Annotated in this window: 13 protein-coding genes and 1 pseudogene; 11 read left to right on the top strand and 3 right to left on the bottom strand. The window is 64.8% G+C overall.

Annotation, left to right across the window (positions count from 1 at the left end; genetic code table 11):
* The 3 genes from AC1DIO_RS34285 to sorB all read left to right on the top strand — a co-directional run.
* On the top strand, nt 1-210 hold a 210-nt coding region (locus AC1DIO_RS34285; RefSeq protein ID WP_476854858.1), incomplete at its 5' end, for a hypothetical protein.
* A 345-nt stretch (nt 211-555) separates the two neighbouring features.
* Nucleotides 556-1,776 (top strand): SorA family sulfite dehydrogenase catalytic subunit, encoded by a 1,221-nt coding sequence (sorA, locus tag AC1DIO_RS34290; RefSeq protein ID WP_476854859.1) that lies wholly within the window; start codon nt 556-558, stop codon nt 1,774-1,776.
* Nucleotides 1,777-1,787: 11 nt separating this feature from the next.
* Nucleotides 1,788-2,111 carry a SorB family sulfite dehydrogenase c-type cytochrome subunit gene (gene sorB, locus AC1DIO_RS34295; RefSeq protein ID WP_441490413.1) on the top strand — a complete coding sequence of 108 codons (324 nt, stop codon included), beginning with the start codon at nt 1,788-1,790 and terminating at the stop codon, nt 2,109-2,111.
* Between the two features lie 133 nt (nt 2,112-2,244).
* On the opposite strand, the gene AC1DIO_RS34300 is transcribed toward sorB, so the two are convergent.
* Nucleotides 2,245-2,460 carry a DUF1127 domain-containing protein gene (locus tag AC1DIO_RS34300; protein ID WP_069877934.1) on the bottom strand — a complete coding sequence of 72 codons (216 nt, stop codon included), beginning with the start codon at nt 2,458-2,460 and terminating at the stop codon, nt 2,245-2,247.
* A gap of 105 nt (nt 2,461-2,565) precedes the next feature.
* Here AC1DIO_RS34300 and gcvA point away from each other — a divergent pair, with 105 nt between their 5' ends.
* From gcvA to AC1DIO_RS34320, 4 genes are all read left to right on the top strand, one after another.
* A complete protein-coding gene (gcvA, locus tag AC1DIO_RS34305; protein ID WP_476854860.1) occupies nt 2,566-3,495 on the top strand; it encodes a transcriptional regulator GcvA in 930 nt (309 codons plus the stop codon).
* Nucleotides 3,496-3,671: 176 nt separating this feature from the next.
* Nucleotides 3,672-4,346, top strand: a complete 675-nt coding sequence (locus AC1DIO_RS34310; RefSeq protein ID WP_441490411.1) for a response regulator — start codon at nt 3,672-3,674, stop codon at nt 4,344-4,346.
* The gene (locus tag AC1DIO_RS34315; protein ID WP_441490410.1) at nt 4,343-5,737 is read left to right on the top strand and encodes a sensor histidine kinase; all 1,395 of its coding nucleotides are present in this window, start codon (nt 4,343-4,345) and stop codon (nt 5,735-5,737) included. The genes AC1DIO_RS34310 and AC1DIO_RS34315 overlap by 4 nt, the downstream gene beginning before the upstream one ends.
* Before the next feature lie 151 nt (nt 5,738-5,888).
* A complete protein-coding gene (locus tag AC1DIO_RS34320; protein WP_441490409.1) occupies nt 5,889-7,238 on the top strand; it encodes a patatin-like phospholipase family protein in 1,350 nt (449 codons plus the stop codon).
* A gap of 194 nt (nt 7,239-7,432) precedes the next feature.
* Here the strand turns inward: AC1DIO_RS34320 and AC1DIO_RS34325 are convergent, their stop codons facing one another.
* Nucleotides 7,433-7,858 (bottom strand): Lrp/AsnC family transcriptional regulator, encoded by a 426-nt coding sequence (locus AC1DIO_RS34325; protein ID WP_043242225.1) that lies wholly within the window; start codon nt 7,856-7,858, stop codon nt 7,433-7,435.
* Between the two features lie 133 nt (nt 7,859-7,991).
* On the opposite strand from AC1DIO_RS34325, the gene AC1DIO_RS34330 reads away from it, so the two are divergent.
* From AC1DIO_RS34330 to AC1DIO_RS34345, 4 genes and pseudogenes are all read left to right on the top strand, one after another.
* Nucleotides 7,992-9,041, top strand: coding sequence for an ornithine cyclodeaminase (locus AC1DIO_RS34330; protein ID WP_441490408.1), 1,050 nt, complete (start codon nt 7,992-7,994; stop codon nt 9,039-9,041).
* Nucleotides 9,041-9,982 carry a citrulline utilization hydrolase CtlX gene (gene ctlX / locus AC1DIO_RS34335; protein WP_476854861.1) on the top strand — a complete coding sequence of 314 codons (942 nt, stop codon included), beginning with the start codon at nt 9,041-9,043 and terminating at the stop codon, nt 9,980-9,982. Before AC1DIO_RS34330 ends, ctlX begins: the two co-directional genes overlap by 1 nt.
* 296 nt (nt 9,983-10,278) lie before the next feature.
* A pseudogene (locus AC1DIO_RS34340) lies at nt 10,279-11,382 on the top strand (YjgN family protein).
* A gap of 23 nt (nt 11,383-11,405) precedes the next feature.
* A complete protein-coding gene (locus AC1DIO_RS34345) occupies nt 11,406-12,485 on the top strand; it encodes a M48 family metallopeptidase (protein ID WP_476854862.1) in 1,080 nt (359 codons plus the stop codon).
* Between the two features lie 96 nt (nt 12,486-12,581).
* Here AC1DIO_RS34345 and AC1DIO_RS34350 read toward each other — a convergent pair.
* Nucleotides 12,582-12,815, bottom strand: a 234-nt coding sequence (locus AC1DIO_RS34350; protein ID WP_441508996.1) for a NapC/NirT family cytochrome c, incomplete at its 5' end; no start/stop codon positions are given.

Below are 12,815 nucleotides of genomic sequence, written 5' to 3' on the forward strand. Positions count from 1 at the left end.
TGCTTGATTACCGAAGTAACCAGCGATGGCTCTTGTAAACGCAGCACACCGAAGTCTCGTTTGACTTGCCCGAAAGCAAGTCCGCAAGAACATCGCCGTCCACGTTTCTCTTTCTGTCTTCAGTTTTCAAACAGCGGTGCGTCTAACAAAGACAAGCAGGCCAACCGATCTCTCGGCTACAAGGCCCGAAGCTCTCATGAAGCGCAGTAGAGCGGCCCCGCCAGCGGCGGCGCCGTCTCGATGAGCAGTGTTTAAGCGAATCAGGTTTCGGGTGTCAACAGCCGATTCGCATTTTGTTGAAAACGTCGATTCGTCCGCGCGACGGCCCCGGTTCTGCGTGGCATGTCGGTCGCGCCCATCCGAGGCATGTCTCCGGCATCCCAGCCGTGGCGGTCGGCCCTTACCTGTATTAGATTGATCGCGGACCAACGAAGCGGGCTGCCGAGCGGCCCCGGGTTCGCACTGCCTGAGCCGCGGCGCTTCAGCCGCGGAGAACCACGAACCGAGCCTGCGTGCCTTTCTATTCGCCAGGAATATGTCCTGCGGAGGAGCGCCATGTTCAACAGACGGCAAATGCTCAAAGCGGCGGGGCGCGCCGTGCTGGGGCTGGGGGTGGCAGTGGGCGAGGGCGCAGGTCTTGCTGCCTTCGCGGCCGAAACTGTGTGGCTCCCCTTCGACAATGGTGAGCGGTCGCTCGTCGCTTATCCCGGCAAACGCCCGCTGATTGAATTGACGGCGCGGCCGCCCCAGCTCGAAACCCCGTTCGGCGTCTTCAATGACGGGCTTCTGACCCCGAACGATGCGTTCTTCGTGCGCTATCACCTGGCGGATATCCCGACCGAGATCGATCCGGACGCCTTCCGCATCGCGATCACGGGCAAGGTCGACAAGCCGTTATCGCTCTCGCTTCAGGAACTGAAGACGGGGTTCGAGCCAGCCGAGATCATCGCCGTGAACCAGTGCTCCGGTAACAGCCGCGGCCTGTTCGATCCGCGCGTCGCCGGCGGCCAGCTCGCCAACGGTGCGATGGGCAATGCACGCTGGAGGGGCGTGCCGCTCAAGGCTGTGCTCGACAAGGCGGGTGTCCAGGCCGGGGCGGTGCAGGTGTCCTTCGACGGCCTCGACGGGCCGATGATCCCCGACACGCCGGATTTCATCAAGGCGCTCGACATCGACCATGCCCGCGACGGCGAGGTCATGCTGGCCTACGCCATGAACGGCGAGGATCTGCCCTGGCTCAATGGTTTCCCGGTGCGCCTGGTGGTGCCGGGCTATTTCGGAACCTATTGGGTCAAGCATCTCCGCGAGATCGCTGTGCTCGACAAGGCCTTCGATGGGTTCTGGATGACGTCGGCCTATCGCATCCCCGCCAATGCCTGTGCCTGCACCGAGCCCGGCAAGGCGCCGACCGCGACCGTGCCGATCAACCGCTTCAGCGTCCGCTCCTTCATCACCAGCGTGCAGAACGGGGCAACGGTGAGGGCCAATGCAGATGTCATGCTGCGCGGCATCGCCTTTGACGGCGGCTATGGCGTCACCGATGTCGCGATTTCACCGGATGGTGGGAAAGCCTGGCTTGCKGCGGCGCTTGGCGAAAATCTCGGAAAATATTCTTTCCGCGAATGGAAGGCAGCGGTCCGGCTGCCCAAGGGTGAGCATGTGCTGATGGTCAGGGCGACCAACCGGATCGGCCAATCGCAGCCGATCGAGCCCTTGTGGAATCCGGCGGGCTATATGCGCAATGTCGTCGAGACGACGCGCGTGACGGCCGCGTGATGGAGGTGGTCATGACCTTGCGCTTCATTGGGGCGTCGGCTTTCGGGCTCTGCCTTGCCGGTGTGGCGTTGGCCGGGGTGGCGCTGGCAATGCCGAAAACCTATCAACTGCCGGCTGAAACGGCGGTGCTCAAGCCGGGCCCCGGTCCCGGCTTCGAGGCGGCGAAGAACAACTGCATGTCGTGCCACTCGGTCGACTACGTCAACTTCCAGCCGCCGAAGAAGGGGCAGGCCTTCTGGGACGCCGAGGTGCAGAAGATGATCAAGGTCTACCGCGCCCCGATCGACGAGGCCGATGCCAAGGCGATCGCCGAATACCTGGCCAAAACCTATTGAGGAACGAAGGGCCGCGCCTCTCGGTTGCGACGGGCCTGACCGTGATCCCGGCTTCACGATGCACGATCAAGCCGCGCAAAGACCCCGTCGCCGCCGCGTCCTCCAGAAACCCGGCACTCTGCCGGCAAAGCCGTCAATCCGGCAGTCGGACCGTGGCGTTGACGCGCTCCACGTCGCTGCGGGAAAGCGCGATATCTGACAATGCACGGTCATCCATGCGGTAGAGCGCGCGTGCGCTGGCTTTGGCGTTGAGCCAGGTTTCAAGACGGAGCAGCAGGCGCGACAGGCCGTGAATCGACGGTGCGGCAGGGAGTGGCAGAAGGTTTTCTATGGCTGGCCTGGTCGACATGACGGCCTCCCTTGTCTCAGGTTTCGCCAGCAAATCTGCTCCTTGCCTGGGGTCCAAGCAAATGCGAACTTCTTGGCTTCAGCCCAAGGTTTCCTTCGCTTCCCCATGACGCGCCGCCACCTTCCGCCCTTGACMTCTCTGCGCGCTTTCGAAGCCGCGGCCCGGCACCTCAACTTCGAGAAGGCCGGGGACGAACTCGCCGTCACCGCCAGTGCGGTCGGCCAGCAGGTGAGATCGCTTGAGGCCTGGCTGCGCCGCCCTCTCTTTACGCGCCTGCCGAGCAAGGGCGTCGCCCTGACGGCGGTCGGGGAACGCTATGCCGCGACCGTTTCGCTGCTGCTCGATCAGCTCAACGAGGCCACGGCGCGCGCCTTACGGCCTGATGCGCCCGGTATTCTGACTGTCAGCACATTGCCGACCTTCGCCCTCACTTGGCTGATCCCCCGCCTCGGTTCGCTGAAGGAGCGTCACCCCGATCTTGAGGTGCGCGTTTCGATCTCGACGGGTTTGACCAATTTCGACGGCGAGGATGTGGACGTGGCGATCCGCTCCGGCCGCGGCCTCTATMCCGGCCTGCGCTCGGACCTGCTGATGGAGGAGAATTTCTTTCCGGTTTGCAGCACCACCCTGCTCGGTGATCCCGACCGGCCCCTGCAGGAGCCCGCTGATTTGCGCCATCACACGCTGCTGCATGAGATCCCGGATGGAATACTCGATTATGTCACCTGGCCGCGCTGGCTGTCCGCGGTTGGGCTGCCTGACATCGATGCGACGCGAGGGCCGAGCTTCTCGCACATGTTCCTCGCCTTGCAGGCGGCCGCTTCGGGCCAGGGCATAGCCCTCGCCACCAATGTCCTGATCGGGGACTATCTTGATGCGGGTCGCCTCGTCCGGCCCTTCCCGCATCAGGTCAGAGGGCCACATCAATATTATCTGGTCTGCCCCGAGATCTCCGCCGAAAGGCCGGCCATTGCGGCCTTTCGGGCCTGGATATGCGGCGAAGCTGCCGCCCATCGCGCGGTGGTGACACCATGACCTGCGATCCCGGAAGGGCGTAGGCTGCGCCGCGATCCAGGGCGGCCGGAATGAGCGGATCGTCTCGCCGGAACCTGGCAAGCACCCTCTCGTCGAGGGGGACTTCGAATGCGCGCAACCTCGCGGCAATGTTGCTGCGTCAGGAGAGGCTGGGTCAAAGCGAGCCTGTCCTAGCCATGCGCATTCTCCTGGTGGAAGACGAGCCGGAAATGGCGGCGGCGCTCCGCGCAGCCCTGGCCCAGCACGACATGGTCGTCGACCATGTCACCACGCTGGCGGAAGGGGAGGAGGCGATCGCGACTGCGGCGCACAGCGCAATTCTGCTCGACCGGCAATTGCCGGACGGCGACGGCCTGACGCTGATCCCGAGGCTTCGTGCCCGCAAGCAGATCGCGCCGGTGATCGTGCTGACCGCGCGGGGCGACCTCGGGGACCGGGTCAAGGGCCTGGACATCGGAGCCGATGACTATCTCGCCAAGCCGTTTGCGATCGACGAGTTGCTGGCTCGGCTGCGAGCCGTGCTCCGCCGTGCGCCGGTGATGGCTCCCGATCGGATACGGGCAGGGCGCCTCGACTATGATTGGCATGATCGCTGCGCGACCATTGATGGGGTTGGGCTCGATTTGCCGCGCCGGGAGCTGCTGGTGCTCGAGGCTCTTCTGCGCCGACGTGGGCGCACGGTGCAGCGTGCCGCGCTGGAGGAGGCGGTCTACGGCTTCGATGACGAAATCCAATCGAATGCGCTCGACATGCATGTGTCGAACCTGCGTCGGAAGCTGACGAAGGCGGGGGCCGGCCTCGAGATTCACGGAATTCGCGGCGTCGGTTATCTCCTCAAACACGCGGCATGACCTGGCCCCGCGCGCATTCGCTGAAATGGCGCCTCGTCCGGCGCCTCCTCGCGTTGCAGGCCGCGACGCTCTCGCTGCTCGTCGTCCTGGTCATCGGTGCGCTCTACCTCGGCGGCCATCTGTTCAATTTCGAATCCGAGGATGTGACGGTCGATGTGCTGAAGAGCGCGGTCACGCGCGATCCTGCCGGCAGGCTTGTCCTGCAAACGACGCCGGCGCTGGCGAAGCTGCGGTCGGATGTTCCCGATCTCTGGTTCATCGTGCGCGACCGGCTTGGCCATACGCTGACCGAGGGAGCTCCGCCGCCCCATTTCGCACGCATCGGCGACGCGCTCGACGATGTCGGGGTTGCGAGGCTCGGCTGGAATCTTGGCGATCCCCCGCGCACGAATGCACTGATCCGCTGGGTCGATGGCGCCGCGGGGCAGATCCAGATTGCAACCGGACCGGGGGCAGAGGCGCCGCTGAGCTGGCTCGTTCAGGGGCTCCTGATCGTCTTCATGAGCTTCGTTCTTCCGGCCCTTGTGGTCATGGGGCTGGCGACGATCATTGCAACGCCTATCGTCGTGCGCAGGGCGCTTGCCGGCCTTGGAAAGGTAGCGGAGCAGGCCGAGCGGATCGATATCGAACGGCACGGCGAACGCCTGCCGACCGACGCCACCCCGAGCGAATTGACCCCGGTCGTCGCTGCGGTCAACCGCGCCCTGCAGCGGCTCGACGAAGGCCATGTGCGGCACAAGCGTTTTCTCGGTGATGCTGCACATGAGCTGCGGACGCCGATCGCGATTTTGCAGACGCGGCTCGATATCCTGCCGGATACGGCTCAGCGGGCGCGGCTTTACGAAGACGTAGCGCGGCTTGCCGTCATGGCGGAGCAGTTGCTCGACCTGCAACGGATCGATCACAGCACCAAGGATTTTGCCAGGATCGACGTCGTGACGATCGGCCGGCGTGTCGCCGCCGATCTCGCGCCGCTGGCGATCGCCTCAGGCTATCAGGTGGCCTTCGAGGCTGAGGCCGACCAGGTTGCAGCATGGGGCGACCAGTCCGCGCTTGAACGGGCGCTGGCCAACCTCGTGCAGAACGCAATCCAGCACGGCGGACGCCACGGCACGATCACGATCGCTGTCGGGCGCGAGCGGACGATCGAGGTCGCCGACGAGGGGCCTGGCGTGCCCGTCGATCAGCGCGACCGCATTTTCGAGCCGTTCTGCCGGCTGGCGCCGCGCGAGCGGGGAGCGGGATTGGGGCTGCACCTCGTCCAGGAGATCGTTCGGCGCCATTCCGGCCAGATCACCGCCCTCGACCCGGCCGCGTCCGGCGCGCGCTTCCGGATTACATTGCCGCCGCCCGCGGTTGATCCCTCCTGCCAGGGCATAATGCTGACATAACCCACGCGGGCGAGATGTCGCTGGCCAGCGAATGGTCACGCATCGTGCGGAGACGTTGTCGCGGCTGAGAAGGCCGGCATCGTTGAAAGCCTGTTTCCTGACTGTTGCTGCTCGCTGCGGGCGTGTCGCCAGAGCGCGGCGCCCCCTCTTGATGACGGCGATGCTTGCGCTCTGGACTGCAGCGTGTGCCGCGCCCGCCAACCTCCCCTCGAACGCGCCGCTGATGCATGACCCCGCTCCTGCAGTGCGGCTGTCCGCGGGAGTTCCGGCACGCACCGGCGTGATCCTCGCATTCTCAGGCGGAGGAGCGCGGTCCGCGGCCTTCGGATATGGCGTGCTGTCGGCATTGGCCGAACAGCCGTCTCCGGGCGATGAGACGCGCAGGCTCGCCGACGATATTGGCGTGGTCGCCGGTGTCTCCGGTGGGGCCATTCTTGCCGCCCATCTGGCCCTGCACGGGCCGCGAGCCTTGCCGGAGTTCCGCCGCGCCTTTCTCGACCAGGACGCAGAAGCGTCGCTGCGCATGGCCTATACGCCCGAGAACCTGCTGCGCGCCTATCATGGTGGCGTCAATGATCTCTCCGGTCTTGCGGCCTGGCTGGATGCCAGCCTGTATGGTGGCGCAACGATGGGCGATCTCGGTCAACGCGGACGACCAAGGCTCCTGCTGCACGCGACGGATCTCTACAATCGGGCGCCGTTCCCGTTCGATCGGGCGAGCTTCCGCTCGATCTGCAGCGACTATGACAGCTTCCCCCTGGCGCACGCGGTCGCGGCCTCGTCCGCGGTGCCGGTCGCTTTCGCTCCGGTCGTCCTGCAGAATTTCACCGGGGACTGTCCCGTTGCCCGAAATGCGCCGGCCGCGGTCCGGCTGCCTGCCGGGAGCTCCCAGTTCGACAGGCATGTTGCGGAGTCCCAGGCGCGATACGCCAGTGCGCCGGATCTCCGCTATCTCAAGCTGCTTGACGGCGGCCTCGTCGACAATCTTGCGGTGCGAAATCTCATCAGGTCGCTCAAGCAGCCTGCGCCGGAACCTCTGGGCATCGCTGCCGCGCGGCATCTGGAGCGCCTGATCATCATCGTGGCCGATGCCTCCACGCGTGTCGGTGGCGAGATGTCCAGCGCGGTCGAGGGCCCGACAGCGCCGTCGGCGATCGTTGCGGCTGCCGATGCGATGATCGATAGCGCCAGCCGGATGAGCCTTGACGCGCTGGAAGGGGAGGCTGCGCACTGGCGTGACCGGCTGGTTCGCTGGCGCTGCGGCAGGGCAGGAGCACAGGCCGGGTGCGGAAGGCTCGATGTCAGCGTGGTGCGGTTGTCCCTCGCGGATGTGAGCGGGCAAGCAGAGAAGGCGCGCATTCTCCAGCTGCACAACACGCTCAGCCTGAAATCCGGCGATGTCGATTTTCTCGCGGGCCTGGGGCGAAGCCTGCTGCTCGGCAACGAAGGCTATCGCAGCTTCATCAAACCGGCGTGGCGCGACAGCCCGCCCCACGGCTGAATGCCTTCGGCAACAGCTGAGCCCGGCAATCCCAACCCGCCGTGTTCTTCTCTGCCGGCTCGCGCGCTGCGTCGTGGTGGACCGGGGCCGCTATTGGCTGCGCTGCTGTCGCGCCGGGAGGGCCTTGATGGAGGGATGTCGGTTGGGTGCGAAGACGCCTACCCCCCTGATGCGCAGAGAGCTCTCCCCGCCGGCTATACCGAGCTGAGCAGAATGCTGGTTTCGCTGTTGAGGATGCCGTCGATGGTGCGGACTTCGCGCAGCACGCGATCGAAATCGCTGAGGCTGGAGGCGCGGATCTCTGCGATCAGGTCCCAGGTTCCATTGGTCGTGTGCAGCGAATGCAGTTCCGGAAGGCCGCGCATCTGCCGGATCACCGCGGTCGTCGAGCGGCCTGTGACCTCGATCATCATGATCGCCCGAATGGCCTTGTCGTCATAATCCTGCCGGGAGCGCACGGTGAAACCGAGCACCGCGCCCGACTCGATCAGCCGGTCGAGGCGGGTCTGCACCGTTGCGCGCGAGACGCCGAGAATGGTCGCGAGCTTCGAGATCGGGGCGCGCCCGTCCTCTCGTAGCGCTGCGATCAGGCGGTGATCGAGCTCGTCGAAGATATGCATGGCAATCTGTCTATTCGATGTGAGCAGTTTGATCAACAAATCGCATAAATCTGAACTTGTTCGCAATTCAGTGTGCAAATTGCATTGGCTAGAATGCCCTCCATTCCAGAAAAGCGCGCAGGAGGGCCGACCAATGGTTCAGTATGTAGGCGTCGAGAACATGGTTCGGCTGATCGCTGCCATCGGCATCGAGCCTTATCTGATTGGCCTTGCGGGCTATATCGAGGAGGATTTTCGGCGCTGGTCCCTGTTCGAGAAGGCGCCGCGCGTCGCCAGCCATTCTGCCGACGGCGTGATCGAGCTGATGCCGACCAGCGACGGCGAGCTCTACGGCTTCAAATATGTCAACGGCCACCCCAAGAACACACGCACCGGCCTGCAGACGGTGACGGCCTTCGGCGTCCTCTCCGATGTCGAGACCGGATATCCGCGCCTGCTCTCCGAAATGACGATCACCACCGCGTTGCGGACCGCCGCAACCTCGGCCGTTGCCGCGCGCTATCTCGCACGTGAGGATGCCGCGGTGATGGCGATCATCGGCCTCGGCTCGCAGTCGGAGTTCCAGGCGCTGGCCTTCAAGGCGCTGAACGGCATCCGGCGACTGCAGGTCTATGATATCGATCCGGCTGCGACCGCGAAATTCAGGGCCAATCTCGCGGGGCACGGGCTCGAGATCGAGGTGGCGAGCAGCGCCGAAGCGGCCGTGATTGGCGCCGATATCATCACCACCGTTACGGCCGACAAGCTCAAGGCGACGATACTCTCCGACAACATGGTCGGTGCCGGCGTGCACATCAACGCCGTCGGCGGCGATTGCCCGGGCAAGACCGAGCTGCAGCGCGACATCCTGTTGCGCGCCGATGTCTTCGTCGAATTCCCAGAGCAGACCCGCATCGAAGGCGAGATCCAGCAGATGGAGCCGGATTTCCCGGTCACGGAGCTCTGGCGCGTGATCATCGGCGAGACCAAGGGGCGCCGCACCGAGGACCAGATCACCATCTTCGATTCCGTCGGCTTCGCCACGGAGGATTTTTCGGCCCTGCGCTATCTGCGCGATCAGGTCGAGGGCACCGACTATTATGACGAGATCGACCTCCTCACCGAGCCGGAAGATCCGCGCAACCTGTTCGGCCTGCTGAACGCGCCGGTCGCTGCTCCTCGTGCCGTTCTCGGGGCGCGATGATGCAAAAGCTCTCCGTCCAGGCGGCGCGCAGCGTCGTGATGATCCGTCCGCATCACTTCAGCCCGAACCCGGCGACGGCCGCCGATAATCTCTTTCAGGGCACCGATGCTGCACGCAGCGCCGCCGCCATCGCCGCCGAAGCGCATCGTGAAGTGACGCGTGCTGCGGCGCGGCTGGAGGAAGCCGGCATCGCCGTGCATCTCTTCGAGGACGAGGGCAACGCGACGCCCGATTCCGTCTTCCCGAACAACTGGTTCTCGACCCATTCCGGCGGCCATGTCGCGCTCTATCCAATGTTCTCGCCGAGCCGGCGCAAGGAGCGGCGGCACGACGTCATCGAGATGCTGAAGCATCGCTATCGGGTCCAGGACGTGATCGACTATTCCGGCCTGGAGCAGGACGGGGTCTACCTCGAAGGCACCGGCGCGATGGTGCTCGATCATATCGAGCGTGTCGCCTATGCCGCGCGTTCGAACCGCACCAACGAGGTGGCGCTGGAGCGCTTCTGCACGCATTTCAATTTCGAGCCGGTGGTCTTCGATGCGGTCGATGCGGCGGGCCGGGCGATCTATCACACCAATGTCCTGATGTGCGTCGGCACGGATTTCTGCCTGATCGGGCTGGCCACCATTCGCGATGCGGCGCGCCGGAACGAGATTGCGGAGCGACTGGCCCAGGGGCGCATCATCATCGATCTCGACCACGGGCAGATCAACGCGTTCGCCGGCAATGCAATCGAGCTGCAGGGCAGCAACGGTCGCGTCGTGGCGCTGTCGTCACGCGCCTTGCAGGCTCTGCGCCCGGAGCAGCGTGCGACGTTGGAGGGTCTTGCGACCCTGCTGCCGCTCGACGTGCCGACCATCGAACTCGCCGGTGGCTCGGTGCGCTGCATGCTGGCGGGCGTCCATCTCGCAGCGCGCGGAGCGCTTCAAGCGGCCTGAGCCTGTTCAGCGCGTCTGTCTTCCGACGAGACCGCGCCATTCTCGATCGGATCGCTGCCAGGCGGCTGCCTGCTGTGGAGCCCCGGAGAGTCGCTTGAACCCGCTCAGACGCTACGTCAGCGGTAGATTAACCTGTCATATAAATTCCTGACTAAACTCACGGTTGTGGCTATTTCGGCGGCTGACGCAGCTGCTATGGATGTGCCGGACAAGTTTCCGTCGAATCTGACGCGATAGCGAGCTTCGCCATGCACCAGACAACCTCGCACCTTGCCACGCCGCGGGTCGACCGGGTGATGTTTTCCGGTGAGCGACCAGTGTTCCGGCGGCTGGTGACGCGCGGCGCATTGCTGGAGCTGGTCACGCTCGGCTTCTACCGGTTCTGGCTTGCAACCGATATCCGACGGCATTTGTGGTCGAATACCTCGGTCGGCGGCGACCCCGTGGAATATACCGGCCGAGCCAAGGAGTTGTTGATCGGCTTCCTGATCGCGATGGCCATTCTGGTGCCGGGCTATCTGGTCGGCTTCCTGGTGCCGCTCCTTCTGATCTCTTTTCTCGGTGGCCCCGAAGCCGGAGGAATCGACACGCTGGCCGGCATTCCGCTGTTCTTGTTCCTCTATCTGTTTTCACAATTCGCGCTCTACCGCGCGCGACGGTACCGGGTCACGCGCACGGTCTGGCGCGGATTGCGATTTGGGATGGGCGGATCGGGCTGGGGCTATAGCTGGCGCGCCGGATCATGGTCTCTGCTGGTCCTGTTGACCGCCGGACTGGCCTTGCCGTAGCGGCAGGCGGCACTCGAACGCTTCAAGATGCGCCATACCTCCTATGGTACATTGCAGGGCCGGTTCGAGGGAACCGGCAGCGACTTCTTCAAGCAGGCCTGGTTCCTCTGGCTTCTGGCCTTGCCGGCGGCGGTGCTCGTGATMCCGCTGCCGTTTCTCTATGGCGCGTACAAAGCGATCGAATGGCGCTGGTGGGTCTCGGGTATTCGTTTCGGTGACGTGGCGTTCCGCTCCGATCTCGAGCGGAGCGACTTGATCAGCAGCTATTGGAAAGTCGTCGGCTGGTCGCTCTTGCTGGTGCTCGTGCTGGGGCTGTGGTTGGTGGGCGTAACCGTCGGGGCAACCTACCTCGCAGGAGGGAGCGCGGAGCGCATTCAGGTGGCCATGCAGCATCCGCTGGTCTTGCTCGCTCTGGGGGTGGGCTATTTGGTGGCCGCGATCGCTTTCGGCGCGGTGGTCCGAATCTACCTCACCCGCGACATCTGGGCGAAGATCGCGGGACGGACGAGCGTGCTCAACCTGGCTGCAGCCGACGACGTCACCGGTCAGGGTGCCGCCGTTGGTGCACTGGGCGAAGGCTTTGCCGACAGCCTCGACATTGGCGGCCTATGACGGGGTGCGACCGGTCCCGCATCATGACTTCGAACGGGCAGTCCGAACATCCAGCTGTCTTCTTCGACGGCAGCTCCAACCGCAAGCGCCGGGTCGCGCTGCGGTTTACGCGCAAGCTTGAGATCGCCGAGGATGACCTCGTCATCGCGTCCTGGCCCTATGACGACATTCGCCGGGCGGACGGACAAGCAGCCCTGCGCTTGAGTGCCGTGTCGGCCCTGCCTCTCGCCCGGCTGGAGGTCGCCGACGAGGCGACGGCGCAGACACTGCTTGCCCGTTGCGGAGCGCTCGATCTCGCAAGCGGCGGCAGCCAGACCTGGCGCATCGTCGGATGGTCGCTGGCCGCCGCATGTTCGATCGTGCTGATCACGCTTTACGGCATTCCGCTCGTCGCCGACCGGCTTGCGCCGCTTGTCCCCATAGCGGCGGAGAAGCGCCTCGGCGATGCCGTGGACAAGCAGGTGCGTGCACTCATGGGTAGCCGTGTCTGCGCCCAGCCGGCGGGACAGCGCGCCTTCGCGAAGATGGTGGACGGGCTGAGGGAGGCAGGAGGCGTTTCCATTCCGATGGAGGCGCAGGTTCTGTCATCGGCCATTCCCAATGCCGTCGCACTGCCGGGCGGCAAGATCTATCTGTTCGAAGGGCTGCTGCAGAAGGCGCAGAATCCTGACGAGATTGCTGGCGTGATTGCGCATGAGCTGGGCCATGCCCATCGTCGCGACGGCCTTCGCCAATTGATTCAAACCGGGGGCACGTCCTTTCTGATTGGCTTGCTGTTCGGCGATATCACCGGCAGCGGCGCAGTGATCTTTGGCGCCCGCTCGATCCTCGACGCGTCGCATTCGCGTGATGCGGAAAGCGGCGCGGATGATTTTGCGGTTGCGGCGATGACCGGGCTCGGGCGATCGCCGGCTGCCCTGGGTGAGTTCCTCGTGCGGATCACCGGCAGCGACAGCCGCGGCACGATCCTGGACAGCCATCCGCTCAGCGCCGAGCGGCTGGACCGCATGAAGCGCCTCGACCGCCCGACGACCGGACCGGCGATCCTCACCGATGTGGAATGGCGGGCGTTGAAGGATATCTGCGTCGGGTCCAAGCCCTGAACAGCACGGCGGGCGGGCTGTTCTGCCATTCGCACTGTCGCGGGAACGCTCCAGGATCGCGCCGCGATCAGGCCCTTCGATGGTCTCTCTGTCTGTTCAGCGCGTCTCGATGCTGGCGAGATAGGCGCGCAATTCCCGCTCTGGCCCATGCCAGGAGGCACTGCCCTTGCCCTGGAGCTCCGGGGCTTCCTTCCAGCCGGGCTCGATACCGGTCATGTCGGGCAGGAGATGGGCGATGCCCTTGTGGCAGTCGATGCAGGTCTTCTCCTTCGGAATCAGGAAGCGGCTGTGGATCTCGGCTGCCCGGCGCGTCTGCTTGGTGAAGTCCAT

The organism is Allobosea sp. 05T439 (assembly GCF_056396005.1).

Coding starts and splice junctions, on each gene's coding strand:
- AC1DIO_RS34345 (WP_476854862.1), top strand. CDS start 11,406: ATGACTTCGAACGGGCAGTCCGAACATCCAGCTGTCTTCTTCGACGGC.
- ctlX (WP_476854861.1), top strand. CDS start 9,041: ATGCAAAAGCTCTCCGTCCAGGCGGCGCGCAGCGTCGTGATGATCCGT.
- AC1DIO_RS34325 (WP_043242225.1), bottom strand. CDS start 7,858: ATGCATATCTTCGACGAGCTCGATCACCGCCTGATCGCAGCGCTACGA.
- sorB (WP_441490413.1), top strand. CDS start 1,788: ATGACCTTGCGCTTCATTGGGGCGTCGGCTTTCGGGCTCTGCCTTGCC.
- AC1DIO_RS34330 (WP_441490408.1), top strand. CDS start 7,992: ATGGTTCAGTATGTAGGCGTCGAGAACATGGTTCGGCTGATCGCTGCC.
- AC1DIO_RS34320 (WP_441490409.1), top strand. CDS start 5,889: ATGACGGCGATGCTTGCGCTCTGGACTGCAGCGTGTGCCGCGCCCGCC.
- AC1DIO_RS34300 (WP_069877934.1), bottom strand. CDS start 2,460: ATGTCGACCAGGCCAGCCATAGAAAACCTTCTGCCACTCCCTGCCGCA.
- AC1DIO_RS34310 (WP_441490411.1), top strand. CDS start 3,672: ATGCGCATTCTCCTGGTGGAAGACGAGCCGGAAATGGCGGCGGCGCTC.
- AC1DIO_RS34315 (WP_441490410.1), top strand. CDS start 4,343: ATGACCTGGCCCCGCGCGCATTCGCTGAAATGGCGCCTCGTCCGGCGC.